This window comes from Mesorhizobium sp. B2-6-1 (genome assembly GCF_006440475.1).
In the GTDB taxonomy this organism is placed as follows: Bacteria; Pseudomonadota; Alphaproteobacteria; order Rhizobiales; family Rhizobiaceae; genus Mesorhizobium.
Genome location: NZ_VFUH01000004.1, coordinates 169851 through 194306, shown reverse-complemented (window position 1 = coordinate 194306; position 24456 = coordinate 169851). Strand labels below are relative to the sequence as shown.

The window sequence follows — 24456 nt, the reverse complement described above, 5'->3', positions numbered from 1 at the left end:
AGACTCGTATGCCGAAAGAAGATGCGCGCCGACGCTATGGACGGCGCGCGGCAAGCCCGGCCGATATCAGGCCGGGGTCATCAGGGCCGGCAACAGCGCGCCGGACACATGCTGCACGACGTTGACGCCCTTGGCATGCACGATCGGCTGCGCATACTGCATCAGCGGCAGCACATAGACTTGCTCGGCGATGTATTTGTCCACCGCCTTCCAGCCGGCGATGCGCTTGGCCTCGTCCTTCTCACCCCACAGCGGGTTGATCATGTCGATCAGATCCTGGCTGTCCCACACCGAGTGCGGGCTCGGTCCATACATGGCAAAGCCGGTCGAGGTGGTCGGGTCGCCGATGGCGTTGCCCCAGTTGTAGAAGGCCGCCGGCGCCAGCTTGTCGGCGGCGCGCAATTCGTAATGCTTGGCGATCTCGTAGACTTCAATGGTGGCCTCGATGCCGACCTTGCGCCACATGCCGACGATCGCCTGGATCATCTCGTAGTCCTTGGGCTTGAAGCCCTTGGTCGTCTGGATGGTGAACTTGACCGGCTTCTCCGGCGAATAGCCGGAAGCGGCCAGCAATTGCTTGGCCTTTTCCGGATTGTGCTCGACCTTGATCGACGCGTCGTAGGCCGCGTATTCCGGCGTTTCCAGCGTGGCGAGCGGCTGGCCGTAGCCGCGCAGCAGCCGCTTGACCAGAAGCTCCTTGTCGACCGCCATGACGGCTGCCTGGCGCACGTTCTTGTCCAGCATCGCCTCGACGTCGTTGAAGAAGATCATGCCGATGTCGGAAACATTCTTGATCGAGCCGGCAAGGCCGTCCTTGGCGATCAGGCGGTCATACTCCTCATAGGGAATCTCGAGCGTCACCTGCGAGGAGCCGGACTCGATTTCGGCGACACGGCTCGCCGCGTCTGTGACGAATTTGATCGTCACGTTCTCGAATGCCGGCTTGCCGCCCCAGTACTTCGGATTGGCCTTCAGCCGCAGGAAGGCGTTGCGTTCGAACTTCTCGACCATGTACGGGCCGGTGCCGATCGGAGCCTTTTCGAAACCTTCGGCGCCCATCTTCTCGTAATAGGCCTTCGGCATGATGTAGCCCGTGAGGAACGACATCCACTTGAAGTAGACCGGGTCGAACTGCACGACATCGCCCGTGATCTTGTTGCCCTCGATCTTGAAGTTGTTGACGTTCTTCCACACGAACTGGATCGGGTTGCCGGTCTTTTCATCGCCGGCCCGCTGCAACGACCAGACCACGTCCTCGGGCGTGAACGGCGAGCCGTCATGCCAGGTTACGCCCTCGCGCACCGTCATCATGATCTTGGTGCGGTCGTCATTCCAGCCCCACTCGGTGAGCAGCCCCGGCGCGAAGGACAGGTCCGGCTTCTGCGGGATGAACTGATCGAACACCGACTGGTAGAGGCCCTGGATGGTCGGGTTGACCGCCGAAGGTCCGGTGGTCGGATCCCAGGACGGCAGGTTGACATTGTAGGCGATGGTCAGTTCGCCGGCCGCCGCCCCGGCGATCTTCGGCAGGCCGATGGCCGTCGCCCCGAGTGCGGCGGCACCGTATCCGAGCAATTCGCGTCTGTTGATTGTCATGGTCGTTCCCCTTGTTGGTTTTTCTGTTTTCCGTGCACGGCTTCGTTGTTTGATCAGCGGGTTCCCTGGGCAACCGTACCTTGCCTTGCTCCACCCCAATGCCTTTCGGCTGCTACCTCCCGCCAAGCTGTTGCGCCAGCATGAAGCCCGAGGCGGCACCCGTGCCGGCGCCCGGCCATGTGGCGGCACCGGTGAGATGCAGATTGGCCACAGGCGTGTTCCAACCGGCGTAGCCGCGTGCCGGGCGAAACAGGAAATTCTGTGCCAGGTGGTGGCTACCACAAACCTGGTCGCCGCCGACGAGGTTCGGGTTCTCGCGCTCGAGGTCGATGGGCGAGAATACGGCCTGGCCAAGGATCTTGGCTCGCAGGCCGGGCGCGTAGGTTTCGACGATGTCGAGCACGCGCTCGGCATAGCGATCCTTGACCTGATCCCAATGCGCGGGCGTGATCTTGCCGGCGGCGTCGCCAAGGATTTCTGCCGGCAGCATGCGCACCTGCACCCACAGCACATGCTTGCCTTGAGGCGCGCGCGACGGATCGACCGCGGTTGGTTGGCCGAGGACCAGCACCGGCTCGTCCGGCAGCACGCCCGCCATCGCCTGCTGATAGGTGCGCGACATGGCGTCGAGCGACGGTGACAGATGCACATAGGCGAACTGCCGCAACTCGGCGCCGGCGCGCCAGTCCGGCAGATCGTCCAGCGCCAGATGGATCATCATGGTGCCCGGCGCGTGGCGGAATTTTTGCATCGCCGTGTCGAAGCCGGCGTCGCCGGAACCGTTGGGCAAAAGCGTGCCGGCCAACGCCTTGGGTGCAACGCCGGCAATGACCGCCCTGGTGGCCGTGTGCGTCTCACCGGACTTGAGCCGCACACCCGTCGCCTTGCCGGCCGAAACCGTGATTTCGGCCACCTCGGCGTTGGTGAAGATCTTGCCGCCGGCGCCCGTGACCATCCCCGATAAGGCACGAATGATGGTGTGGGCGCCGCCCTTGCCCAGCACCATGCCGAAACTCTGGTTGGCCATGGATTCCAGATAAGGGAACACGGCACCGCCTGCGATGTCGGGCGCAAAGTCGAGATGCATGCCCCAGGTGGCGAGCGTCGCCCGCACATGGGGCGACTCGAAAGTCTCCTCCAGCCACGCGCGGGGCGAGGAAAGCAGCAGGCGCCCGGTATCGAGCGCGCCGGTAAGGCCCTTCTTGCGCCAAAGGTTCCACACCGTGCCGGCAAGGGCGCGGGCGCTCATCGGTGACCCCAAGAGGCGAAACAGATGCTCTGCTTCCGCCGGGAAGGCGGCGACCAGCTTGCGCCACGTGGCGGCATCGGCGGCGGAGAAGGCAGCCATGCGCGCGGCCGTCTTTTCCAGATCGTTGCTGACGCCGAACCAGCGTCCGTCCGGGAAGGCGCTGGCGAAACAGTCGGCGACCGGCGCGAATTCCAGCCCGTGGGCGTTCAATTCATTTGCATATTTCCGGTGGAAGGCCGAGCCGGCGAACAGGCTCAGATTCATCGCACCGAAATCGTGCCGAAAACCCGGCAGCGTGAACTCGCGGGTCTGGACGGCGCCGCCGATCGTTGCACTGCGCTCAAAAACCCCGGTTTTCCAGCCTTTGAGTGCCAGATGCGCGGCGCAAGCCAGACTGTTGTGGCCCGCCCCGACAAAGATGGCGTCGAACTCGCTCACGCCCCGCACCCATTTCCTTTATGCTTAAAGATAATTGCAGATGCATATGTTTTCGTCTAGTAGGATATTAAGGGCCGAGACGAGCCTTCAGCACATCAGACAAGAGGGAACAGAGACCATGGACACGCAACAACTCCTCGGCGAAGTCGCCGGCCAGCTTCTTTCAGGCGCCATCAAGGTGGTCGACCTGTCGGCGCCGCTCGGTCCTGACACGCCGCTGATCAAGCTGCCGCCGGAACTTGCCGTCGACACGCCGAAGGTCGAGATCCATAACATCTCCCGTTACGACAAGAATGGTCCCTGGTGGGCCTGGAACTGGCTGAAGCTCGGCGAACACTCGGGCACGCATTTCGACGCGCCGCAGCACTGGATCAGCGGCAAGGATTATCCGGATGGCGCCACCGACACCATTCCGGCGCAGAACTTTATTGGTCCGGTCAATGTCATCGACTGCTCCAAGGAAGCCGCCGCAGACCATGATTTCCTGCTCACCGTCGATCACATCAAGGCGTGGGAAGCCAAGCATGGCGCCATCAACGCCGGCGAATGGGTGGTGATGCGCACCGACTGGTACAAGCGCAACGGCTCGGAAGCCGAATTCCTCAACGCCAACGAGACCGGCCCACACACGCCCGGCCCGACGGCGGAAGCAATCCAGTTCCTGATCAGCAAGGACATCAAGGGCTGGGGCTCGGAGACGATCGGCACCGATGCCGGCAAGGCCGGCGGCATGGAGCCGCCATTCCCGGCCCACACGCTGATGCACAAGGCCAACCGCTATGGTCTGGCCAGCCTGTGCAACCTCGACCAGTTGCCGCCGAAGGGCGCCATCCTGATCGCCGCGCCGCTCAAGATCGAGCACGGCACCGGCAGCCCGATCCGCGCCCTGGCGCTGGTGCCGGGCAAATAGGGCGAAGTGGATCTTCGGGAGAAGATCATGCGCGCGGGCGATGCGATAGGGAGGCAGACTGGCGGCGCTCGCGCTCTACGGCGCCCCCCTCTGCCCTGCCGGGCATCTCCCCCACTTGGGGGGAGATTGGCGGCTCGGGCGCCGCATACCATCCTGCGACGTTGGAAATTGGCGAAAGCCGAGATGACGGCCAATCTCCCCCCTTGTGGGGGAGATGCCCGGCAGGGCAGAGGGGGGCGCCGTAGAGCGCTGTCCCACGCAATTGAATCCCACCCGCCGACGAAAAGCCACCGCCAATGAACGCCCCCGACCACATCATCGTCGGCAGCGGCATCAACGCGCTGGTCTGCGCGGCGATGCTCGGCGGCAAGGGCGCAAAGGTACTCGTGCTGGAGCGCAACGACCGCATTGGCGGCTGCATGCGCACCGAGGAAATCACCGCGCCCGGTTTCATCCATGATGTGATGGCGACGACATTCGTGCTGTTCATTACCTCGCCGGCTTACGCGGCGCTGGGCAAGGACTTGGCCCGGCATGGCCTGGAGTTCTGTCACGCGGCCACCCCGACGGGGGTGCTGCGGCCCGACGGCAGCCATGCCGTGCTCAGCACCGACCGCGCCGCCAACATCGCCGCCTTCAATGCGATCGCCGCAGGCGACGGCGACCAGCACGCCGAGGATGTCGGCGGCATCGAGCGCAATGCCGGGCTGCTGTTCGGCCTGCTCGGCGGCAGCCTGTGGACCTACCCGACGGCGAAGCTGCTCGCCGGTGATGCCTGGCGGCGGAGCCCGCGCGGGCTGGCCGCCTTTCTCGGCGATGCGTTGGTGCCGGCGCGCGGATGGCTGGAGAGCACCTATCGGTCCGAAACCATACGCGCGCTGTGGGCACCGTGGGTCCTGCATGCCGGACTTGGGCCGGAAGATGCTTTCTCCGGCCAGATCGCCAAGGTCATCGCCTTCGCGCTGGAAGCTGCGGGCGCGCCGATCGTCAAGGGCGGGGCGAAGAACCTGCTGTCGGCCTTCGAGGCGCTTGTCAAAGAGCGCGGCGGGGTCATCTCCACCGAGGCCGACGTTGCCTCGATCATCCTGACCGAAGGTCGCGCCACCGGCGTGCGGCTGGCCTCGGGCGAAACCGTCCATGCGAAGAAGAGCGTCATCTGCTCGGTCACGCCAACGCAGCTTTACGGTCGGCTGCTCGGCAGTGACGGCCCCAAAACCGACGTCGAAGCGACGCAAAAATACCGCTACGGCAAAGGCAATTTCCAGATCCACTATGCCCTCGACAAGCCGCCTTCATGGCGAGGCCAGGGGTTGGACAAGGTGGCGCTGCTGCATCTGACGCCTGGGTTGGACGGGGTATCGAAGGCCTGCAACGAGGCGGTGCGGGGCATGCTGCCCGAAGTGCCGACCATCTGCGTCGGCCAGCCGCACGCGCTCGATCCCTCGCGTTGCCCGCAAGGCAAGGCGATCCTGTGGCTGCAACTGCCCGAGGCTCCCCGTCACATCAAGGGTGATGCCGCCGGCAAGCTGCAGGCACCGGCGGACGGGCAGTGGACCGACGCGCTGCGCGAGGTCTATGCCGATCGCGCCGAAGCGATCCTTGCCAGTCATATCGATGGCTTCAAGGACAGCGTCATCGCGCGCCGCGCCTATTCGCCTGCTGATCTCGAAGCGATGAACATCAATCTGGTCGGCGGCGACCCCTATGGCGGGTCCTCGACCGTCGACCAGTCCTTCCTGTGGCGGCCGTTCAAGACCAGCCGCAATCACCAGACCGGCATCAAGAACCTCTACCATATCGGCGCCTCGACCCATCCGGGCGCGGGCCTCGGCGGCGGCTCCGGCTTTCTCCTGGCGGGGAGACTGTGATGGAGCAGAAAATCGCGGAAAAGCGCCAGCGCATTTCGACCTTGGGCCAGATCGGCCTGCAGCAATTCGCGCCCTATCTGATGAACCGCATCATGGGCCGCTACAACGCCACCTTGCGCGACGATTTCCGCAAGCAGGGCCTGACCATTTCGCAGGTGCGGGCGCTCGCGGTGCTGTCGGTCACCGACGGCGTCACCGTCAACGACCTCTCGGTCTATACGGTGATCGAGCAGTCGACCTTGAGCCGCACGCTCGACACCCTTGAGGGGCAGGGGCTTGTGCGGCGCGAGCAGGGGGTTAGCGACAGTCGCATCCGCCATGTGTTCCTGACCGACGAGGGCCGCACCGAGTTCACCCGTGCCTGGCCGGCCATGCATGACGCTTTCGAGGCCATGTTCGACGATGTCGACGATGCCGAATATGCAGCGCTGATCGCGACATTGCAGAAGATGCTGAAGAACATTCGCAAGCACGACATCTAGAGCTACGCGCCGCCGAAGCCGGGCGGCAACGGAAGGAGGCCAAAAATGGCCGAACGGTCTTTTGCCAAGGAAGTCGAAAAGCTGAGGCTCGGCGCGGGCGAGGAATTTGCCGGCGAAGGCATCCTCGCCATCACCAAGGCGCTGCTGCAATGCGGCGTCGGCTATGTCGGCGGCTACCAGGGTGCGCCGATCAGCCATCTCATGGACGTGCTGGCCGACGCACAGGACATTCTGGGCGAACTCGGCGTGCATTTCGAGGCGAGCGCCTCGGAAGCCACCGCCACCGCCATGCTGGCGGCCTCGGTGCATTATCCGATCCGCGGCGCGGCGACCTTCAAGTCGACGGTCGGCACCAATGTCGCCTCCGACGCGCTCGCTAATCTGGCATCTGGCGGCGTCACCGGCGGCGCGCTGATCATCGTCGGCGAGGACTATGGCGAGGGCTCCTCGATCATGCAGGAGCGCAGCCATGCCTTCGCCATGAAAAGCCAGGTCTGGCTGCTCGATCCGCGCCCGAACCTGCCCTCGATCGTCAAGGCCGTGGAAGACGGCTTCGAGTTGTCCGAGGCCTCCAACACGCCTGTCATGCTGCAGGTGCGCATCCGCTGCTGCCATGTCCACGGTCATTTCACCGCCAAAGACAACAAGCGGCCGCCGATGACGGTGGCCGATGCGCTGGAGGCGCCCCGCCGCGACACCGGCCGCATCGTGCTGCCGCCCGCTTCCTTCCTGCACGAGAAGGAGAAGGTCGCGAAGCGCTGGCCGGCGGCGGTGGATTTCATCAAGAGCCGCAAGATCAACGAGATCTTCGGTTCCGATCACGGCTCCGTCGGCATCGTCATGCAGGGCGGCATGTACAATTCCGTCATCCGCGCTTTGCAGCGGCTCGGCCTTGCCGACACCTATGGCGAGACCGACGTGCCGCTCTACGTGCTCAATGCCGTGTATCCGTTGATCGACGACGAGTTTCTGTCCTTCTGCGAAGGCAAGCAGGCGGTGCTGGTCGTCGAGGAAGGCCAGCCCAACTACATCGAACAGGCCTTTGCCGCCATGCTGCACAAGGCCGGGCGTGGCACCCGCCTGGTCGGCAAGGAGCACCTGCCGATGGCCGGCGAATATACCGGCCAGGTCATGCTCGACGGCATCGGCGCCTTCCTGCGCACCGAGGCGCCGCATCTTCTGCCCGGCGAAGTGCGGGCTCCCAACAAGGTCGGCGACGGCGTCGACACGGCGGACCTGATCAATGTCGTTCCAGGTCGACCGCCCGGTTTCTGCATCGGCTGCCCGGAGCGGCCGATCTTTGCCGCGACAAAACTGGTCGAACAGGAACTCGGCAAGCACCACATCGCGTCCGACATCGGCTGCCACCTGTTCTCGATCATGCCGCCCTTCGAACTCGGCGCCACCACAATGGGCTACGGGCTCGGCCCGGCCTCGGCCTCGGCCTTCAATTCACCCGACGCCAAGCGCCGCTCGATCTCCTTCGTCGGCGATGGCGGCTTCTGGCACAACGGCCTGACCTCCTCGATCGGCAATGCGGTGTTCAACAAGAACGACGGCGTCATCGTCATCGTCGACAATTTCTACTCGGCCGCGACGGGAGGACAGGATATCCTGTCGTCTCGCGCCGGCAACAAGACCAAGTCGACCAAGCATCCCATCACAGAGGCGGTGAAAGGCATGGGCGTCAAGTGGCTGCGCCATGTCGACCGCACCTACGATGTCGGCAAGATGCAGGACACTCTGCGCGAGGCGCTGACCACGGACGAGAAAGGCCCGAAGGTCATCGTCGCCTCGTCGGAATGCATGCTCAACCGCCAGCGCCGCGAAAAGCCCCTGGTCGACAATGCGATCAAGGGTGGAACGCGCGTCGTCAAGCCGAAGTTCGGCGTCGACGAGGACATCTGCACCGGCGACCATGCCTGCATGCGGCTGTCCGGCTGCCCGTCGCTGTCGGTGACGTCGCTCGACGATCCGCTGCGCGACGATCCCGTCGCGAGCATCGACCAGAACTGCGTCGGCTGCGGCAATTGCGGCGAGGTCGCCGATGCGGCGGTGCTGTGCCCGTCCTTCTATCGCGCCGATGTCGTGCACAACCCGAGCCGCTGGGACCGCTTCCTCGAGAGCGCCCGGCGCGCCGTCATCGGTCTTTTGCAGCGTCGCCGCGAAGGCCGCCGTCTGGTGTTCGCCGATGCTTGATCACAACGCCTCACTGCGCCCGAAGACAGGCGCCGCCGACGACGAACGCGTTATCAAGCTTGCGGTGCTTGCCGTCGGCGGCCAGGGCGGCGGCGTGCTTGCCGATTGGATCACCGACGTCGCCGAGCGCAACGGGTACGTGGCGCAATCGACCTCGGTGGCCGGCGTCGCCCAGCGCACCGGCGCCACCATCTACTATGTCGAGGCGGCCCGCGACACCGGCCGCCTGCCGGTCTTCGCGCTGTCGCCCTCGCAAGGCGACGTCGACATTTTGATCGCCGCCGAGCTGATGGAAGCCGGCCGCGCGATTATCCGCGGCTTCGTCACCCCCGACCGCACGACGTTGATCACCTCTTCGCACCGCATCGCCGCCGTGTCGGAAAAGATCGAGCCCGGCGACGGCAGGGCGTCGTCGTCGAAGGTGTACGCGACGGCAGAAGCCGCATCGAAGCGCTTCATCGCTTTCGATATGGAAAAGATCGCGGCCGACAGCGGCTCCATGATCTCGGCCAGCCTGCTTGGCGCGCTGGCGGGCTCCGACGCCCTGCCGTTCGTACGCGAAAGCTATGAAGAGGCGATCGGCGCCGGTGGCCGCGGCGTCAAGGCCAGCCTCGCCGCCTTCGGCGCCGCCTATGATCGCGCGCGCGGCACGGCATCATCGGCTGCGCCAAAGCCGGCAGAAGCGGCTGTCGTCGGCTCCGCCCTGGCCGCTGGACAGGTGAGTGGCCCGCAAGACCTCCTGCGAGGCTGGCAGGCCCTGGCCGCCCGCATCGACGTGATGCCCGTGGCGGTGCGCGACATGGCGCTGCGCGGTCTGCGAAAGGTCGTGGACTATCAGGACATTGCCTACGGACGCGAATATCTCGACCGCCTGGACAAAGCCGTCGTGCTGGACGGGCCTGATCGAGCCTATGCCCTCTCGATCGCCGCCGCCAAGCATTTGGCGAACGCCCTATGCTACGACGACATGATCCGCGTCGCCGACCTGAAGACGCGCTCGACCCGCGACAGGCGCGTGCGCAAGGAGGTCGGCGTCAGGGATGACTCGGTCCTGCAGGTGACCGAGTATTTCCATCCGCGCATCGAGGAGTTCTGCGGCACGCTGCCGGCGGGGCTGGGCAGCTACATCGAGAACCGGCCGAAGCTCGCCGCCTTCCTTGACCGTCGCATCAATCGCGGCCGGCGCATCCGTACCGATAGTTTTGCCGGTTTCACCGCTCTGTGGTTCATCGGCGGCCTGCGCCGCTGGCGCCGCCGCCTGCTGCGCCACAAGGTGGAAGCCGCACATCTGGAGAGCTGGTACGCGCTGGCGCTGGGCCATGCGCGTGAGGACTATGCGTTGGCCGTCGAGATCCTCAACTGCCGCCGGCTGATCAAGGGCTACAGCGACACCCATGTCCGTGCCCAGTCGAAGTTCGACCGCGTGCTGTCGGCGCTCGACCTGCTCAAGGGGCGCGCCGACGCCGCTGACTGGATCAGGCGGCTGCGCGAGGCGGCGCTGAAGGACGAGAAGGGCGACATGCTCGACGGTGCCCTCAAGACGGTGGCGACGCTGGGGGCCGGGCCGACACACTGAGGCCGCGTCGCGCCGTCACTGTGTTTCGACTTGTGAATGAAGCGGCGCAGCTTGCGGGAAAAGATGCAGCAGTCCTGAATCGGCGCGGCGGCGCAGATGTGCATCCACCTCGGCCCGGTCAGCACAGCCATGGAACCTGCCGCCGCAATGGTCACGCAACCGCACCAGATCAGACATGACGGGTGACATCGGCAGGCCGGCGGCATCGAGCAGGCTTGCGCTGAGAAAGGCAATATCGAGCGACGCCATATCGGGCATCGGGTGACGCAGTGGATGATGGAAGGTCGTGAGGGTGTAGAAGGTGCGATAGGCGAGCGAGTCAAGCTTGGCCAGCGCGTCACTGCCTGCGGTCGCATCGACAAACGGTTTGGTCGCCGAGGACTGGTGGTCGCCGAATTCGAGCACCACGGCGCCGCGCCTGCCGGCCTCCGCTTCCCGCTGCTTGAGAAAATCCTGAAGGTCGCCGCGCGCGATCGCCATGCGGCGCAGATATTCGCCGGCCTGGAAATCGTCCGCGAAAGGCTCGCCTTCCATCTTCAATCCCGGCTCCATCCGCCCCTCATAGGGCGAGTGCGGAAACATAGTCTGGATTTCGAGGAACAGTGGCCGGCCGTCTTCCCGGCGGTGCCTGGCGATGAATGCCTCCGCCGCGTGATAATAGAAACGGTCGCGCAGATGGTAGAAGGGCGCGGCGATATCCTTGATGTCGAGGACGTTCTCGAACCCGATCGACTTCAAGAAAGGCCCCTCGTTGACGAAGGTAAAGTCCATCGGCGTCATGACGGCCGTTCGATAGCCGCAGCGCGCCAGCAACTCCGGCAACGCGCCGGCGACCTTGTCCTGTAGCGTGATCGTCAGATAGGGACTTCGCCAGCCGAAATCGGTGGCCGAAACCCCGGTCATCAAGGACAAATTGCTGATCCAGGTGCCGCCGCCGAACGTCTCGACCTGCATCGGGCGGGGCTCGCCGGCGGCAGGTGCAAATCGCTGCCGGAATCCCGCGCCGCTGGCGATCTGCGGAAAATAGCTTGGATCGGACTGGCTTTCGCTCAACACGAAGAAAATATCGGGAAGCGCTGCCCGGTCGCCGCAGTCGACCGTGTCGGCGAAGGGTGGCTGTGGCGCGACGGCCTGCAGCCGCTGCTCGAACGCCGGCTCGACGACCAGGTTGCGCAGATCCATCAGTGAGATGAAGAAGGCCGACATGTGCCGGCCCTGCATATAATAGAAGTACCGGTCCTTCGAAGCCTCGGCTGGAAAGGTCAGCGGCACCAGCGTGACGAGGAGGGCCAGAAGCAGGGCGCGCGCCGATGCGGGCCAGCCAAGCTTCCGGTCGGCGCGAAAGATCAGGATCGCTGCGGCGATGCCAAGCACCAACACCGCGGCGACAGGCAGGATGAGGTGGAGATAGGAGCCGAGCAGGAAGCGATACACTCCCGGATCCGAGGACACGAAGATCGTGTCGTAGAAGTGCAGCGAGAACCCCTTCATCCGGAATTTGACCGCCGAGATCAGCGTCACCAGGGCAACGGCCATCCAGGCGAGATAGACGGAAAAGGCGAGGCGCCCCGATGTCAGGAACACCGCTCCCGCGAGCGCCGCCACCAATGTCAGCGAGAACGGCACCGACAGCCATTCATGCTCGGCTCGGCCGGCACCAAAAACGCCCGCAAGGCTGATCAGCACCAACGCCAGCGGATGGCAGAAGGCCCGCAAAGGCCCTTGAGGTCGAGATATGGCTTTCCCCACGAACATGTCTGTGCGTTCCTTTGGGGGAGCTTTGTGTCATTTGCAGCTTTCGAACAATTCCATAGTAAATTTAACCTTAATCGCCATGTGCGATGGGAATTCAGACGACCAGATCGCGCATCGGCTTCACCATCGCGGACTCCGGGAACACCTTGTCGACGAGCACCGCCGCCGAAAGCCCGAACTGGTCGGCGAGCAGGCCTTTCAGCACCGCCCTGACATCGCTGGTCGGCGCCAGGTCGCGCTGCTCGTAGAGCTGGGCCGGCTTCAGGCCCGGCCAGTCGGCTATGACGCGGCCGCCCTTGATCGCGCCGCCGGCGAGCAGCACCACCGACCAGGGCGGCGTCCGGCGGCATGGAGCCTTTGGCCGGGATAGCCACGTCAGCTCCTTGTTCAGGCCCAGCGCGGCGCATGAACCCGTTTTCGGCGCGATGCGCTCAGGTCGGATCGGTTGCTGCGGTCGAGGGGGCCAGGCCGGTGAAGCGGCTGGCCCCCGCGCACGCTTACCAGTGACGCCAGCGGTGCCAGACCCGATGTGGGTGCCAGACAGGATGGGGGTGCCAGACGTGGAAGACCGGGCCGGGCCGGTAATAACGCGGATACACAACCCCCCGATTGGGCACGCAGCGCCCCCAGTCGTTGGGATGCCAGCCGGGGCCGCAACCCCATGCCACATGCTCGATCAGCGCCGGGGCGCTTGGCTGGGCCAGCATCGGCGTGGCGGATGCCGCCGCAACGGTCGCGGCCGTTCCGGTCAAGGCAAGCGCGGCGGCCGCCGCGTATTGTGTCAGACGGTTCATGACGATACTCCAAATGGTCTCGAAGTTGAAAACCTGTTCGCACCAGGCGGTCCGGCAGGTGTGCCCTTCTTGCCTTAAACGGCGGCTTCGGCGCATTCCGTCGGTGCTTATGGCGATTTTTTTGGCGCCGGCGGCAGCCCGGCGCGTCTTGTCAGCCCCTCAGCCAGAACGCCGCGATCCTCTGCCGAACTTGCCGCGGCAAACTCGACGATGCGCTGCTCCAGCCGCATGCGCATGGTGACGTCGGCGTTGCGGGCCCGCTCGAGCGCGGCTGTCAGCGCTGCCGTGTCGAGGGTGGGCTGCCGCAGCAGGTCGGCGGCCTCGCGCCTGGCCTGCTGGCCGTCGAGGATGACCTGGCGGGATTCGCGCCGGACCTCACGCAACGCCTTGCGGAATATCCTGCGTTCCTGGTCCGGAAGCCGGCCTCCGACCGCTTCCAGCGAATAGCCCTGGCCCGCCTTGCCGCTTCTCAGCCAGACTGCGCCGCCGGCAAGGGCGCCGGCCAGGAAGACGTTCAGCGCCACGGACGCGATGAGGAGCTTGCGGCCCGTGCTCATAGGTTTTCCTCGATCGTGTCGTCGGGACCGGCATCGCCGAACGCCGTCGTATTGGCGTCCAGCACATACTGATCGGGCTGAACCTCAGGCGTGGCGACGATCACCAAAGCCGATCCGGCAACCGCGCCGGCCAGGCCGATGCCGGCAAGTCCGAGCCCCAGCCACCACAAGCGCCGGCGCCAGCGTTGGGCAAGATGACCGTCGGCAGCCCTCACTATGCCGCCGTGCAGCGCTTTGCCGGGCGCTTCGACGCGATAGCTGTCGAGCAGGGCGTCGAGCTTGCCGGCATCCCTCAGAATGGCCGCGCCCGCGTCGCTTGCGGCAAGGATGCTGCCCGCCGCGCGTTCGGCCTGTGGCCATCGCCGCAAGTCGCCGCCATAGGCTGCCGCCAGCACGGCAAAGCGTTCGGCATCCATCGTCGGTGCGTCCCTGGATCGGTCAGACATCGGTCTTTCCCTTGCCTGTTGGCCCCTTGCCCGCTGGCATCGCGTGCCCGCACGGCGCGGCGATCATCGGAGCCGGCTGCCAGGCGGTGTCGGCAAGGCGCGAACGCTGCGCCTTCATGGCGGCGCGGTTCTCATTCATGGACACCGTCCCTGGCCAGGATCGCCTGCAACGCCCTGCGGCCGCGCGAAAGCAGGCTCTCCAGGGCATCGACGCTGATCTCCAGGGTCGTGGCCGCCTCGATGTTCGACATGTCCTGATAGTAGACCAGGATGATGGCTTCGCGCTGGCGCGGGGCGATGGCTCGCAAGGCCTGTTCGACGCGCCACGTGTCTTCCCGCGGCTGGGTATCCGGAAGCGGCGCCGGGTCTACCACCTCCGGCAGATCGTCTGTCACCCATTCGCGGCGGCGGCGCAGCCGGTCGTAGCAAAGGTTCAGCGTCACCCGGTGGATCCAGGTGTCGAAGCGGGCATTGCCGCGCCGCCAGCCCGAGGCATGCCGCCAGATTCGGACGAAGGTCTCCTGCGCGACATCCTCGGCTTCCGCCGCGTCGCCCAGCATGCGCACGGCAAGCGCCAGGATACGCGGCAGTTTGCGCGCGACGAGCGTTTGCACGGCCGCCGGATCGCCGGCGCCGATACGGCGAACCAGCTCCTCGTCCGGATCCGCGCTCATCGGCTGGCGCACCCCTGATGCTCATCGCGTGCCATTACCCCCGTTCATTGCTCCGGCTTGGGAGCGGTTTTGTGGCCCGGCATTTCGTCGACGCTCAGAACGCCGTCGCCATTCTTGTCCAGCCTGGCGAAGCGCTGGGCGAAGAACGCATCGAGCTCGGCGCGGTCGATGAAGCCGTCATGGTTCGAGTCGGCGCGCGCGAAGGACTGTGTCGGGTCGCCCTTGGTGCCGCGCTTTGCCTGGAGGGCCTCCCATTCCAGCAGGCTGATCTTGCCGTCGCCATCCGTGTCGGCGGCCATGATCGCCTTCTCACGCCGCTTCTGGAACTTGGCCAGCGTGATGTCGGGCCTGGTCTTTGACGTGGCTGGCGCGGCAGTGGGGGGCGGTGCAGAAGGGGACGTCGCGGCCGGAGGCTGTGTCGCCGTCTGGGCGAACGCCGTGGCGGTCAGCAGGCTCAAGGCAGCGGCAAGGATCGAACGGCGTATCATGCTGGCGTCTCCGGTTAGCGCGCTGCCATGGCATTGTGCCGTGGCGACGCTTCTCCCGTTAAACGCAGCGGCGGTAGAAATCCGTCGGTGACTTTTGTGCCGGCAGGCGCATGCCGCAACAACGCGCCCGATCGGGCGCTGCTTGCGCCATGTTCGAACCCTTCAGCTGAAGGGCAGGAACTTGAGCAATTCCAAGAAAAGTGTGTACGGCTTTCCGGGAAAAGCGCGTAGCGCTTTCCCTTGGGAATTGCGTAAAAACAAAGAGATAGAGCGTTTCGCCGCTTCCGCGAAGCGGTGAACCGCTCTATGTCGATTGGTCCGCCACCACCAACTGGTCCGGCTTGAAGCCGGCATGCTGCGGGGTCCACACATCGCCCTCGCGGTTGAACCAATGACACATATATGTGCCGGAGGCGGCACCGTCGCTTATCGTCATCTTCGGGCCTCCGGACTTCAGCTTGACGACGTCTCCGGTCTTGAAACTGTTGGGCATTTTGACCTCCCATGCTGACGCCGGGAGTTTCACATCAAACCTCGGTCTCGACAATGGCGGATGCATTCGGCCAGCATCGCGATCCACAGTGCCAGGCGGCGTTTTGAGGTCGGGTCTCGGTCCCAGTTGTAGATTCGGTCGCAGTTGCAGCAATGTGTCTTGCCGTTTGCTGTCGAAATTGGATGTTGAAATTCCTGTTCGGCTGGTGGAGATTGATCCTCTGCTGAGTATTGAGCGCGGCTATCGCTTCGGCGATGCTGCCGATCTGGCACCATGAGTTTCGGACGGAGTTCTATCGAACCGTGATCAGAAGCAACAAACAACAGCAACCCGCATGCAGTCTCGTGCCGAATACAGTAGAGTTGCGACATTGAGTGAGAGAGGCTTGAAGCGCTTGGGGAAAAGCGAAGGGTTCCCATCAGAGCGCCGGAGGAAATGATTCGTCACGTTATGGTTGCTGCCTGCCCCAACGATCAAGCCGCTGATCAACGCCGGCTGGCAGGGGGGAGTACATGCCCGGGAAAGCATTGAGAGGAGGCCGGTTTGGCGAAGGCCAAGGGGATCGCTCTGGAGATTGCAGAGCATAGCGCAGCGAATCCCGATGCACAGAAGCCGCTGCGCAAGCGCTTGTTCGATCACCCGCTTCTGGTGGTTAAGCGGAAACTGTTATATCGCCTGCTGCATCCCCAGGCGCCACGGCACCCTGTGCCGCTTACAAAGCCGGTCCTCATCGTAGGCTCCGCGCCGGTCTCGAACCCGCCGGTGGGTTTTCAGCGCGATGCTTTCACACTCTTTACCGTGAATGGCTCGCAGACCGTGACTGCCCGCTGGGGGATGGGTACTCCTGACGCGACATTTCTTTACGTCAACCAACTTGACGCGACCAAGCCCAACGCTGTGGCCGTGCGCGCCGTCTTGACCGGCCAGGAGACCGATCTGCTCTGGATTGTGCGTGCACACCGCACGATGGAGGAATTGCGCTGCAACATCGCGGCCTTCAACTACCGCTGTCGCGACCTGCGCACGATGACCCGTCACCAGCGCATGGCGCTCTACGAAGCAGTGATGGGTGTGCCCAATTTCGAGATGCATCTGGAGGAGAAGTTCTCGACCGGGATCACGGCGGTCCTTTACGCCTTGCATAACGGCGCGCCGGCCGTGATCATCACGGGTATTGACCCAGGTTCGCACGGCCATGTGTACAACAAACTGAACATCGACCGGATGCACGTCGGTTCCGACCGTGCCACCCTGCTGGCGCTGTTGGCGCTCGGTTTCCCCCTTTATACGAGCGATCCGCATGTGGCGGGCTCGCTCGGTCTGCCACTCTGGACGGGCCAGGCCAGGAGATGTGAGGTCCAATAACAACGGTCGATGTGGCTTGCTGGTGAGCTGTCTCAAATGTGAGTGCGACGACCCGCTCGACAGGTCCGTCGTCAAGAGGCGCGATGCCGGTTGCTTGGCTCTTGTCGCGCAAAAACACCATCGACACCTTCAGAGATGAAACGCTCGTGGCAACCCGGACACACGGCATTGCGAATGTGCTTCTGGTCTTCCGCGTGCAGTGCTGCCATGCTAGATTCGTCTAAATTCACATCAGATTATAGAACTGCCACATGATACCAATCTACATTGGCTATGATCCGCGCGAATCCCGAGTTCTAGACGTGGCGCGATGGAGCGCCTATCGGCGGACAAGCACCCCGTTGCAGATACAGCCGCTCGTGCTCAAGGACCTTGTAGCCCAAGGAATCATGACGCGGCCGATGGAAGTACGTGACGGTAAGCTCTGGTGCCCGATTTCCGAGGCGCCGATGGCGACCGAGTTTGCCATATCGCGCTTTGCCGTTCCGTTCATGGGGCAAAGCGGCTGGGCCATGTTCTGCGATTGCGACGTCCTGTTTCTAAAGGATCCGGTCAAACTGCTCGATCTGCTCGATCCTTCCTACGCGATCATGGCGGTCAAGCACCAGCAACGCGAATCCGAAGCGGTCAAGATGGACGGACAAACGCAGACGTTCTATCGCCGCAAGAACTGGTCGTCGGTCGTTTTATGGAATCTGGATCATCCCGCCAACAAGCGGCTGACCAAGGAGATGCTCAATACGTGGCCCGGACGTGACCTCCACGCCTTCAAATGGCTTGAGGACCATGAGATCGGCGAATTGCCCCTGGCGTGGAACTACCTCGTCGGGGCTTCGGCTTCCGAACTCGATCCCGCCGATGTCTCGCTGGCGCATTATACGCTCGGCGGCCCTTGGTTTGCGGGTTGGTCCGGCACCACGCAATGGGACGAATTGTGGAGCCGGGAAGAGAGCATCCTGCGCGCGTTTGAGGAACAGGCGGTTCAGATTCCCGGATGAAAACTCCGCTTTCGGATCTCTTGCCAGCCTTCTCAAAGCCAATTCTTCGCCTGCCCAAGGCCACGGGTCCCGCCTTGGTGATGGGCTCGGCGCCGAATTTTCGCCTCCCGCAGGGACATGATGCCGATTGGGCACTTGTGACCGTCAATGCTTCCCAGCTTTTGGCGGAAACCGTCGGCCTCCCCGTTCCCGATATTGCCGTGATCCGCCGCGGCATTTTTGTCGACGCCAGCGAACAGGATTTCTACAAGCGTGATTTGTTGAGAGGACGGCAGGCAAAGCACCTGATCATCCCGGTTTGGCCTGATGTCGAGGACAAGCTGAAAGCCGGTTGTCGCACCTTCGACTATCATTATGAGACCTTGCAGGCGCTTACCAAATGGCAGCTTGCCAGCGTCGTCTGGCAGCTTAGCGGCAAGTATCATATGTTCCGCGGCTGGCACCGGAAGATCTCCACCGGGGCCTTCGCGATCATACTGGCGCGTTTCGCCGGTTTCGCCCCTGTCGTCGTCAGCGGGTTTTCCCTGTCCCAGGCCGGGCACGGATACGACACCCGAAACGCCTTTCGATATCACGCCAACGAAGATGCGGCCCTGCTTCGGCGGGTGGTGAGAAGAGGCGAACCGATCTACGCGGAGGACAAAGACTTCGCTGCCGAAAGTGGATTACCCTTGTGGCAGGGACAGATGTCATGACGACGGCAGCAGTGGCTGGGGAAGTGGTGCCGCTTGCGTGACTCGAACACGCGACCCCATCATTACGAATGATGTGCTCTACCAACTGAGCTAAAGCGGCCCGGGAAGCGTTAGGCCTCCAAGATGGGCTGGGTGATAGACTCAACCGACGGCGAATTCAAGATGGGCGATCGCGAATTCAGGATGCGGCCCGGCAATTCGTGTTGCGCGTCGTTCCGCCCCGACGCATCGCCGACAAAGCCGGCTGCCACGCCCTTACCGATCGGCCGGGACATTGCGCCTGGCCCCGTGCCTCCCTGCCGGCAAAGATCAATGAAGCATGTTGATTTCGTTGCCGGAATACCGCCAAGATGGACTTTGGACACTCCAACGAGGCAGAATGCGGACGCTCGCCCGTTGATTGATTGGTCGGCTGCGGCTAACGATCATGGCGAGGTTTGGGCAACGCACAGAGGGATCTCGCTTGGACGCAATCGAAAAAGCGATCCGGAACGCCCTCGAAAGAGGCAATGCCGAGGACCGCGCATACCGCGAAAAGGTCTATCGCTCGGCTTTCGCCGCGCTCGACCGCGCGCTCCAGGCCAATCCCGGCGTGACGGTGGAAGTCGCCATCAAGCGCCGCAAGGCGATACAGGCCAAGATCACCGAAATCGAATCCGAATTCCTGCCGGCGGTGCCGGATGTCGCTCCCCAGGCTGAGTCCGATGCACCGGCGGTCGAGCTTCCGGCGAGCCCGGCTGCACCCGCCGCAACCGGCGAGAGCGCGGCGCCGCCCGCAGTTTCCGTCGACGAGCCTGCACAGCCGGCTGCCGATGCCCCGCGCTCGCGCGTCTTGCCGGTCGTTCCAGACATCATGCCCGACGCGACCCTTTCCGGCGTGCCGTCCATCGACATGTCGGCTCCCGCTTCGTCCGAGGCGACGGCTGAAGTGGCGCCCGATCGCGACGAGAGGCGCATCAGGGGCCGGCGGCTGCCGCTGACCGCCATCTTCCTCACCGTGACGCTGCTCGCCGCGGTCGGCATCGGGCTGTTTTTCGCCATGCAGACCGGCGTCTTCAAGACCCAGGCTCAGCTCGACACCGCTCCGCCCGAAGCGCCGCCGACCGTCGAGGACGACGATTTCACACCGGCCGATGGCGAGACCGGGCCGGAAAAGCCCGGCGCTGCCGATCAGGCGCGCAACTGGATCAACGTGTTTTCGCCCACCGACCCGGCGCATGTCAGCGCTCCGTCGGACGCCAAGGCGGAAACGATGAAGGACGATTCCGGGCCATTCCTGCGCATCCAGTCCGGCGCTTCCGGTTCGGCGATCAGCTTCGATGTCGGGCAAGGCGTGCTGGAGAAGCTCGCCGGCAAGCACGCCGTGTTCGATATCGTCGCCCGCGCCGAGGACGGCAAGGACACGCAGATCTCGGTCGACTGCAATTTCGGCGAGCTTGGTGATTGCGGCCGCAAACGCTATGCGGTCGGCCAGCAGCGCAACGAATATCTCTTCGACGTGAAATTCCCTGACAAGCGGCCCGGCTCGGCCGGAACGATCGCCATCAACTCCGATTTCGACAAGCGGGGCAAGGCGGTCAACATTTACGAGATACGCGTCTCCGTCGAGCCTTGAGCGCCGGCACCGGAGAGGGTGCGATCAACGATCGAGCAGCGCCTGCAGCGTCTCGATGCGGTCGGCCTCGTTGGCGGGCTTGTCCCAGCGCAGCCGCGAGATGCGGGGAAAGCGCATGGCAACGCCGGATTTGTGACGCGTCGAACGGTTGAGCCCTTCGAAGGCGACTTCCAGCACCAGCCCGTTGTCACGGTCGGCGCGCACCGAGCGCACAGGCCCGAAACGCTCGATCGTGTTGTCGCGGACATATTTGTCGATCTGCCTCAATTCCTCGTCGGTGAAGCCGAAATAGGCCTTGCCGACCGGCACCAGTTCCTCCTCGCCTTCCGCTCCGGACCAGACGCCGAACGTGTAATCGGAGTAGAAGCTCGAGCGCTTGCCGTGGCCGCGCTGGGCGTACATGAGCACGGCGTCCACCGTGTGCGGGTCACGTTTCCATTTGAACCAGGGCCCCTTCGGCCGGCCGGCGACATAGGGCGAATCCCAGCGCTTCAGCATCACGCCTTCGATGATCGGGTGCGGCGGCGCCCGGCGCAGTTCCTCCAGCGCCTGCCAGTCCGAGAACGCGACGAATGGCGAAAGATCGAAGCGGCTCGGGTCGAGCGTTTTCACGAAGTTTTCGAGGCGGACGCGCCGCTCCCGGAAGGGCAATCCCCGCAAATCCTCCGCGCCGACCTGCAAAAGGTCGTAGCAACGCATGAAAGCCGGATATTGCTGCTGCATCTTCAGTGACACCGTCTTGCGGTTCAACCGCTGCTGGAGATCCGAGAATGTCCCTGTCGCTTCCCGGGGATCGCCGACCAGCAATTCCCCGTCGAGCGTGGCCGAGAAAATCATCGCCTCGGCGAGGTCGGGAAAGGCGCCGGAGACATCGTCGCCGGTGCGCGAATAGAGCCGGCGGATGCCGCCTTCCGACACCGCCTGGACGCGGATGCCGTCCCACTTCCACTCGGCCGCGTAATCGGCGGGGTCGAGCCTCTCGAGATCGCCGTCGCCGACCGGGTTGGACAGCATCACCGGCCGGAACAGTGCCCGCGCGGCCCTCTCGGGCTTTGCGGCCTTGCCTTCCAGCCATGCGAACAAGGCTGTGTACGGCGGCGACAGCCCGTGCCAGAGTTCCTCGATCTCGGCGACGTCGACCTTGCCGAAATCCGCCAGTGCCTGCTTGGCCAGCCGCGCCGACACGCCGATGCGCAACCCGCCGGTGACCAGCTTGATGATGGCGAAGCGGGCCGAGATGCCGGCACTGTCGAGCAGGTTTGACAGCACTTTCGGGCCGTCGGAGCGGCTCGCCGCCTGCAGCTTCGCGACCACCTCACCGAGCGTCGGCTCACGGTTCGGTATGGTTCCGGGCGTCTGCGGCCAGACCAGCGACACGGTCTCGGCGAGATCGCCGACATAGTCGTAGGAATAGCCGAACAGCACCGGGTCCATGCGTTCGGTCACCAGCATGCGCAGCATCGCCGGCTTGATCGCGGCGATGTTGAGATCGCCGGTGATGGCAGCCAGCGCCAGCCCGCGATCGGGATCCTCGACGCTGCGGAAATAATCAGTCAGCAGCGTCAGCTTGCCGTTGCGCGACGGCGTCAGCACAAGGCGGTCGAGCAGTTCGGCGAAGCGATTCATGCCATCAATCGCCCTCGTCCTCATACCCCACCAGATGCAGTGGCCGCGCCGCGATGCCTTCGAGTTCGCACCAGCGCACCAGCGCCTCCTCGCGGCCGTGTGTCACCCAGATTTCCTCTGCGCCGGTCTCCTTGATCGTGGCGGTCAGTTCGTCCCAGTCGGCATGATCCGAAATGATCAGCGGCAGCTCGACGCCGCCCTGCTTGGCGCGCTGGCGGATGCGCATCCAGCCCGAGGCGAAGCAGGAGATCGGATCGGGAAAGCGCCGCGCCCAGCGATCGGCGAAGGCGGCCGGCGGGCCGACGACGATGGCGCCGGTGAAATCATCCTTGCTGGCGCTCTCCACCGTCGCCGGCTCGAGCCTGCCGAGATCGATGCCCTGGCTCTGGTAGTAGTCGCTGAGCTTGGCCAGCGCGCCGTGGATATAGATCGGCTTGTCGTAGCCAGCGTCGCGCAACAGCCGCATCACCCGTTGCGCCTTGCCCAGCGCGTAGGCTCCGATGAGATGCGAGCGTTCGGGGAACTGCGCCGCCGATTTCAGGAGCCGCGCGATCTCCTCCTCGTCCGGCGGGTGGCGAAACACCGGCAGGCCGAAGGTTGCCTCGGTGATGAACACATCGCACGCGATTGGCTCGAACGGCAGGCATGTCGCGTCCTGCTGCCGCTTGTAGTCGCCGGAGGCGACGATGCGCATGCCCTGACGCACGACCGCGATCTGCGCCGAGCCCAGCACATGGCCGGCCGGATGAAAGCTGATGTCGACGCCGTTGAAGGCAATTCGCTCGCCCAGTCTAGCCGCCTGTGTCGTGCCTGCAAAACCCTCGCCATAGCGAAGCCCCATGATGTCCAGTGTCTGCTGCGTCGCCAGCACCGAGCCGTGGCCGGAGCGTGCGTGGTCGGAATGGCCGTGCGTGATCAGCGCCCGGTTGACCGGCCGCACCGGGTCGATGAAGAAGTCGCCCGGCGGGCAGTAAAGGCCCTCGGGCCGGGGATGGAGCAGGTCGCTGGCGCGCATTGTTCCAAGATAGTGGCTAATTCGGGCGCGGGAAGCCTGTTGCAAGAGACTGCTGACTCGGCCTACAGCCAACCGCCGGGCAGCAGTCAGGCGACGCGGTCTGAGGCCTGCGGGTGCCTCTGCTGCGAAAAAGCCCCAATCGCATGCCGGATTATGTCGGGGCAGTGTCGTACGGAGGGATTTTCCATGCGCTGGAACATGATGGCCTTGGCATCTTGCCTCGTTATGGCGGGCTGTGTCGGCAACTCCATGTCCGAGCGCCAGGACGAAAACGTCCAGTCCTCATTGCAATATGACAGCGTGCCTTGCGGCCAGTTGCTGGCGCAACGCAACGCCCTGGCTCGGCAATACAATCTGTCCCAGCAGGCCAAGCCGACATTCTCCAACCCCGCGATGGGCTTCGGCCCGTTCATTCCGGATATCCGCTCCAAGACCAAGCGCGATGCCGACAAGGCAAGCGGCGAGATCGACGCCATGAACCGGTCTATCGAGCGCCGCGATTGCGGCAAGCCGGACAAGCAGAAGAAGTTCGCTCTGCCCGGCTAACACATGTCGCCTGAAGGCGGTCCCGATGACCACATGCCAGCGGCCTAATATCCCGCTTTGCGGTCCACCAGGTTCTCCAGCTTTTCGCCCCGCTCGAAGGCGTCCATCTGGCGCAGCATGATCGGCGCCAGATGGACGGGATCGGACGTGGCCGCGGCATGCGGCGTCACGAACACTTTCGGATGGGCCCATAGCGGGCTGGTCTTCGGCAGCGGTTCGACCTCGAACACGTCGAGGCTCGCTTCCTTCAGCGTGCCGTCGTCCAGCGCGCGCACGATGTCGGCGTCCTTCTGCAGGCGGCCGCGACCGGCATTGATCAGCACCGAGCCGCCAAGACCGTTGCGCTTGCGCAATTCCTTCAGCACGCCGTAATTGATGATACCCTTGGTATCCGGCGTCAGCGGCAGCAGCACGACCAGTATGTCTGTGGCATTGAGGAACGGGATAAGCCCGGCCTCGCCGCAATAGGTCGCGACACCTTCCATCGGCCGGTCCGTGCGCGACCAGCCATTGACCGCGAAGCCGAGCGACAACAGCGCCGACGCCGCCGCGCGGCCGAGACTGCCGAGCCCCATGATGCCGACAGAGATGTCTTCAGCGGTGCGCTGCGCCGGCTCGCGCCATATCTTCTTCGGCTGCTGCGACCGGTACAGCAGGCCCTGGCGGTGATGATCGAGCACCCGCCAGACGACATATTCGGTCATGTGCTGGGCCAGGTTGCCGGCGACGACCTTGACGATCGGCACGTCCGGCAGGCTGGGATCGGAGAAGATGTGGTCGACGCCGGCGCCGATCGAGAAGATGGCGCGCAGATTGGGCAGCGATCCCAACAGGTTCGGCCGCTGTTTCCACACCACCGCATAGGTGATCGAAGGATCGCTGGCGCCGTCCGGCTCGAGCACCACCTCGCGCTCTGCGGACAGCAGTTCACGCCAGCGCTGCGGGTGAAAGCCGGTGACGGCAAGCAGGATTTTGCCTTTTTCCATTTATGGATTTTGTCCTGTTGTTCGGTTTGGAGCAATTGCGGGAAAGGCGCAAGGCGGCTTTCCGTCCGGAATTGCGAAGGAAGGA

Annotated in this window: 23 protein-coding genes, 1 tRNA gene and 2 pseudogenes; 10 read left to right on the top strand and 16 right to left on the bottom strand. The window is 64.2% G+C overall.

From position 1 onward, the window contains the following. Window positions 1–66: 66 nt before the first annotated feature. Together FJ443_RS11335 and FJ443_RS11330 are read right to left on the bottom strand one after the other, a co-directional pair. Window positions 67–1596 (bottom strand): ABC transporter substrate-binding protein, encoded by a 1530-nt coding sequence (locus tag FJ443_RS11335; RefSeq protein ID WP_140664043.1) that lies wholly within the window; start codon window positions 1594–1596, stop codon window positions 67–69. 112 nt (window positions 1597–1708) lie between these two features. Next, complete coding sequence (locus tag FJ443_RS11330) at window positions 1709–3283, bottom strand: NAD(P)/FAD-dependent oxidoreductase (RefSeq protein ID WP_140556777.1); 1575 nt, start codon at window positions 3281–3283, stop codon at window positions 1709–1711. Window positions 3284–3401: 118 nt separating this feature from the next. Here FJ443_RS11330 and FJ443_RS11325 point away from each other — a divergent pair, with 118 nt between their 5' ends. The 5 genes from FJ443_RS11325 to FJ443_RS11300 all read left to right on the top strand — a co-directional run bounded on the left by FJ443_RS11325 (window position 3402) and on the right by FJ443_RS11300 (window position 10318). After that, window positions 3402–4193, top strand: a complete 792-nt coding sequence (locus FJ443_RS11325) for a cyclase family protein (protein ID WP_140496959.1) — start codon at window positions 3402–3404, stop codon at window positions 4191–4193. A 296-nt stretch (window positions 4194–4489) separates the two neighbouring features. Beyond that, window positions 4490–6061, top strand: a complete 1572-nt coding sequence (locus FJ443_RS11315; RefSeq protein ID WP_140664040.1) for an NAD(P)/FAD-dependent oxidoreductase — start codon at window positions 4490–4492, stop codon at window positions 6059–6061. Further along, window positions 6061–6543: a MarR family transcriptional regulator gene (locus tag FJ443_RS11310; protein WP_140496955.1), complete on the top strand. Its 483-nt coding sequence runs from the start codon at window positions 6061–6063 to the stop codon at window positions 6541–6543. Before FJ443_RS11315 ends, FJ443_RS11310 begins: the two co-directional genes overlap by 1 nt. Before the next feature lie 45 nt (window positions 6544–6588). Next, entirely contained in the window at window positions 6589–8742 is a 2154-nt protein-coding gene (locus FJ443_RS11305) for an indolepyruvate ferredoxin oxidoreductase subunit alpha (RefSeq protein ID WP_140664037.1), read from the top strand. Then, complete coding sequence (locus FJ443_RS11300) at window positions 8735–10318, top strand: indolepyruvate oxidoreductase subunit beta family protein (RefSeq protein ID WP_140664034.1); 1584 nt, start codon at window positions 8735–8737, stop codon at window positions 10316–10318. Before FJ443_RS11305 ends, FJ443_RS11300 begins: the two co-directional genes overlap by 8 nt. A gap of 15 nt (window positions 10319–10333) precedes the next feature. Here FJ443_RS11300 and FJ443_RS11295 read toward each other — a convergent pair whose 3' ends face one another. The 9 genes and pseudogenes from FJ443_RS11295 to FJ443_RS11260 all read right to left on the bottom strand — a co-directional run bounded on the left by FJ443_RS11295 (window position 10334) and on the right by FJ443_RS11260 (window position 15525). Then, window positions 10334–12073: a sulfatase-like hydrolase/transferase gene (locus FJ443_RS11295; protein ID WP_246681215.1), complete on the bottom strand. Its 1740-nt coding sequence runs from the start codon at window positions 12071–12073 to the stop codon at window positions 10334–10336. Window positions 12074–12167: 94 nt separating this feature from the next. Further along, a pseudogene (locus FJ443_RS11290) lies at window positions 12168–12401 on the bottom strand (hypothetical protein); the annotation flags it as partial. Window positions 12402–12570: 169 nt separating this feature from the next. After that, window positions 12571–12867: a hypothetical protein gene (locus FJ443_RS11285; RefSeq protein ID WP_140664032.1), complete on the bottom strand. Its 297-nt coding sequence runs from the start codon at window positions 12865–12867 to the stop codon at window positions 12571–12573. Window positions 12868–12974: 107 nt separating this feature from the next. Next, window positions 12975–13424 (bottom strand): periplasmic heavy metal sensor, encoded by a 450-nt coding sequence (locus FJ443_RS11280; RefSeq protein ID WP_140496947.1) that lies wholly within the window; start codon window positions 13422–13424, stop codon window positions 12975–12977. Continuing rightward, complete coding sequence (locus FJ443_RS11275; protein ID WP_140664029.1) at window positions 13421–13870, bottom strand: hypothetical protein; 450 nt, start codon at window positions 13868–13870, stop codon at window positions 13421–13423. The genes FJ443_RS11280 and FJ443_RS11275 overlap by 4 nt, the downstream gene beginning before the upstream one ends. Then, window positions 13863–14009: a hypothetical protein gene (locus tag FJ443_RS31135; RefSeq protein ID WP_181171798.1), complete on the bottom strand. Its 147-nt coding sequence runs from the start codon at window positions 14007–14009 to the stop codon at window positions 13863–13865. Before FJ443_RS31135 ends, FJ443_RS11275 begins: the two co-directional genes overlap by 8 nt. After that, window positions 14002–14544, bottom strand: coding sequence for an RNA polymerase sigma factor (locus FJ443_RS11270; RefSeq protein WP_140524064.1), 543 nt, complete (start codon window positions 14542–14544; stop codon window positions 14002–14004). The genes FJ443_RS31135 and FJ443_RS11270 overlap by 8 nt, the downstream gene beginning before the upstream one ends. Window positions 14545–14588: 44 nt before the next feature. Next, a complete protein-coding gene (locus tag FJ443_RS11265) occupies window positions 14589–15032 on the bottom strand; it encodes an EF-hand domain-containing protein (protein ID WP_140496941.1) in 444 nt (147 codons plus the stop codon). Between the two features lie 304 nt (window positions 15033–15336). Continuing rightward, window positions 15337–15525, bottom strand: a complete 189-nt coding sequence (locus tag FJ443_RS11260; protein WP_140496939.1) for a DUF2158 domain-containing protein — start codon at window positions 15523–15525, stop codon at window positions 15337–15339. A gap of 543 nt (window positions 15526–16068) precedes the next feature. Here FJ443_RS11260 and FJ443_RS11255 point away from each other — a divergent pair. Further along, complete coding sequence (locus FJ443_RS11255) at window positions 16069–16890, top strand: membrane-anchored protein (protein WP_246672686.1); 822 nt, start codon at window positions 16069–16071, stop codon at window positions 16888–16890. Window positions 16891–16900: 10 nt separating this feature from the next. Here FJ443_RS11255 and FJ443_RS31645 read toward each other — a convergent pair. Continuing rightward, window positions 16901–17036 (bottom strand): annotated as a pseudogene (locus tag FJ443_RS31645) (IS630 family transposase); the annotation flags it as partial. Window positions 17037–17291: 255 nt separating this feature from the next. Here FJ443_RS31645 and FJ443_RS11250 point away from each other — a divergent pair. After that, window positions 17292–17888, top strand: a complete 597-nt coding sequence (locus FJ443_RS11250) for a hypothetical protein (protein ID WP_224646591.1) — start codon at window positions 17292–17294, stop codon at window positions 17886–17888. Next, a complete protein-coding gene (locus tag FJ443_RS11245; RefSeq protein WP_140664027.1) occupies window positions 17885–18583 on the top strand; it encodes a hypothetical protein in 699 nt (232 codons plus the stop codon). Before FJ443_RS11250 ends, FJ443_RS11245 begins: the two co-directional genes overlap by 4 nt. A gap of 24 nt (window positions 18584–18607) precedes the next feature. On the opposite strand, the gene FJ443_RS11240 is transcribed toward FJ443_RS11245, so the two are convergent. Further along, window positions 18608–18683: transfer RNA gene (locus FJ443_RS11240), tRNA-Thr, on the bottom strand. Window positions 18684–19046: 363 nt separating this feature from the next. On the opposite strand from FJ443_RS11240, the gene FJ443_RS11235 reads away from it, so the two are divergent. After that, window positions 19047–20198, top strand: coding sequence for a hypothetical protein (locus tag FJ443_RS11235; protein WP_140664025.1), 1152 nt, complete (start codon window positions 19047–19049; stop codon window positions 20196–20198). A 24-nt stretch (window positions 20199–20222) separates the two neighbouring features. Here the strand turns inward: FJ443_RS11235 and FJ443_RS11230 are convergent, their stop codons facing one another. Continuing rightward, complete coding sequence (locus FJ443_RS11230) at window positions 20223–21824, bottom strand: cisplatin damage response ATP-dependent DNA ligase (protein WP_140580457.1); 1602 nt, start codon at window positions 21822–21824, stop codon at window positions 20223–20225. 4 nt (window positions 21825–21828) lie between these two features. After that, window positions 21829–22839, bottom strand: coding sequence for a ligase-associated DNA damage response exonuclease (locus tag FJ443_RS11225; RefSeq protein WP_140513096.1), 1011 nt, complete (start codon window positions 22837–22839; stop codon window positions 21829–21831). A gap of 186 nt (window positions 22840–23025) precedes the next feature. On the opposite strand from FJ443_RS11225, the gene FJ443_RS11220 reads away from it, so the two are divergent. Then, a complete protein-coding gene (locus tag FJ443_RS11220) occupies window positions 23026–23385 on the top strand; it encodes a hypothetical protein (RefSeq protein WP_140513098.1) in 360 nt (119 codons plus the stop codon). Between the two features lie 44 nt (window positions 23386–23429). On the opposite strand, the gene FJ443_RS11215 is transcribed toward FJ443_RS11220, so the two are convergent. Continuing rightward, the gene (locus FJ443_RS11215) at window positions 23430–24371 is read right to left on the bottom strand and encodes a glyoxylate/hydroxypyruvate reductase A (protein WP_140496893.1); all 942 of its coding nucleotides are present in this window, start codon (window positions 24369–24371) and stop codon (window positions 23430–23432) included. Window positions 24372–24456 lie beyond the last annotated feature (85 nt).

Coding starts and splice junctions, on each gene's coding strand:
- FJ443_RS11335 (WP_140664043.1), bottom strand. CDS start 1,596: ATGACAATCAACAGACGCGAATTGCTCGGATACGGTGCCGCCGCACTC.
- FJ443_RS11325 (WP_140496959.1), top strand. CDS start 3,402: ATGGACACGCAACAACTCCTCGGCGAAGTCGCCGGCCAGCTTCTTTCA.
- FJ443_RS11315 (WP_140664040.1), top strand. CDS start 4,490: ATGAACGCCCCCGACCACATCATCGTCGGCAGCGGCATCAACGCGCTG.
- FJ443_RS11310 (WP_140496955.1), top strand. CDS start 6,061: ATGGAGCAGAAAATCGCGGAAAAGCGCCAGCGCATTTCGACCTTGGGC.
- FJ443_RS11305 (WP_140664037.1), top strand. CDS start 6,589: ATGGCCGAACGGTCTTTTGCCAAGGAAGTCGAAAAGCTGAGGCTCGGC.
- FJ443_RS11300 (WP_140664034.1), top strand. CDS start 8,735: ATGCTTGATCACAACGCCTCACTGCGCCCGAAGACAGGCGCCGCCGAC.
- FJ443_RS11295 (WP_246681215.1), bottom strand. CDS start 12,073: ATGTTCGTGGGGAAAGCCATATCTCGACCTCAAGGGCCTTTGCGGGCC.
- FJ443_RS11285 (WP_140664032.1), bottom strand. CDS start 12,867: ATGAACCGTCTGACACAATACGCGGCGGCCGCCGCGCTTGCCTTGACC.
- FJ443_RS11280 (WP_140496947.1), bottom strand. CDS start 13,424: ATGAGCACGGGCCGCAAGCTCCTCATCGCGTCCGTGGCGCTGAACGTC.
- FJ443_RS11275 (WP_140664029.1), bottom strand. CDS start 13,870: ATGTCTGACCGATCCAGGGACGCACCGACGATGGATGCCGAACGCTTT.
- FJ443_RS31135 (WP_181171798.1), bottom strand. CDS start 14,009: ATGAATGAGAACCGCGCCGCCATGAAGGCGCAGCGTTCGCGCCTTGCC.
- FJ443_RS11270 (WP_140524064.1), bottom strand. CDS start 14,544: ATGAGCGCGGATCCGGACGAGGAGCTGGTTCGCCGTATCGGCGCCGGC.
- FJ443_RS11265 (WP_140496941.1), bottom strand. CDS start 15,032: ATGATACGCCGTTCGATCCTTGCCGCTGCCTTGAGCCTGCTGACCGCC.
- FJ443_RS11260 (WP_140496939.1), bottom strand. CDS start 15,525: ATGCCCAACAGTTTCAAGACCGGAGACGTCGTCAAGCTGAAGTCCGGA.
- FJ443_RS11250 (WP_224646591.1), top strand. CDS start 17,292: ATGGAAGTACGTGACGGTAAGCTCTGGTGCCCGATTTCCGAGGCGCCG.
- FJ443_RS11245 (WP_140664027.1), top strand. CDS start 17,885: ATGAAAACTCCGCTTTCGGATCTCTTGCCAGCCTTCTCAAAGCCAATT.
- FJ443_RS11230 (WP_140580457.1), bottom strand. CDS start 21,824: ATGAATCGCTTCGCCGAACTGCTCGACCGCCTTGTGCTGACGCCGTCG.
- FJ443_RS11225 (WP_140513096.1), bottom strand. CDS start 22,839: ATGCGCGCCAGCGACCTGCTCCATCCCCGGCCCGAGGGCCTTTACTGC.
- FJ443_RS11220 (WP_140513098.1), top strand. CDS start 23,026: ATGCGCTGGAACATGATGGCCTTGGCATCTTGCCTCGTTATGGCGGGC.
- FJ443_RS11215 (WP_140496893.1), bottom strand. CDS start 24,371: ATGGAAAAAGGCAAAATCCTGCTTGCCGTCACCGGCTTTCACCCGCAG.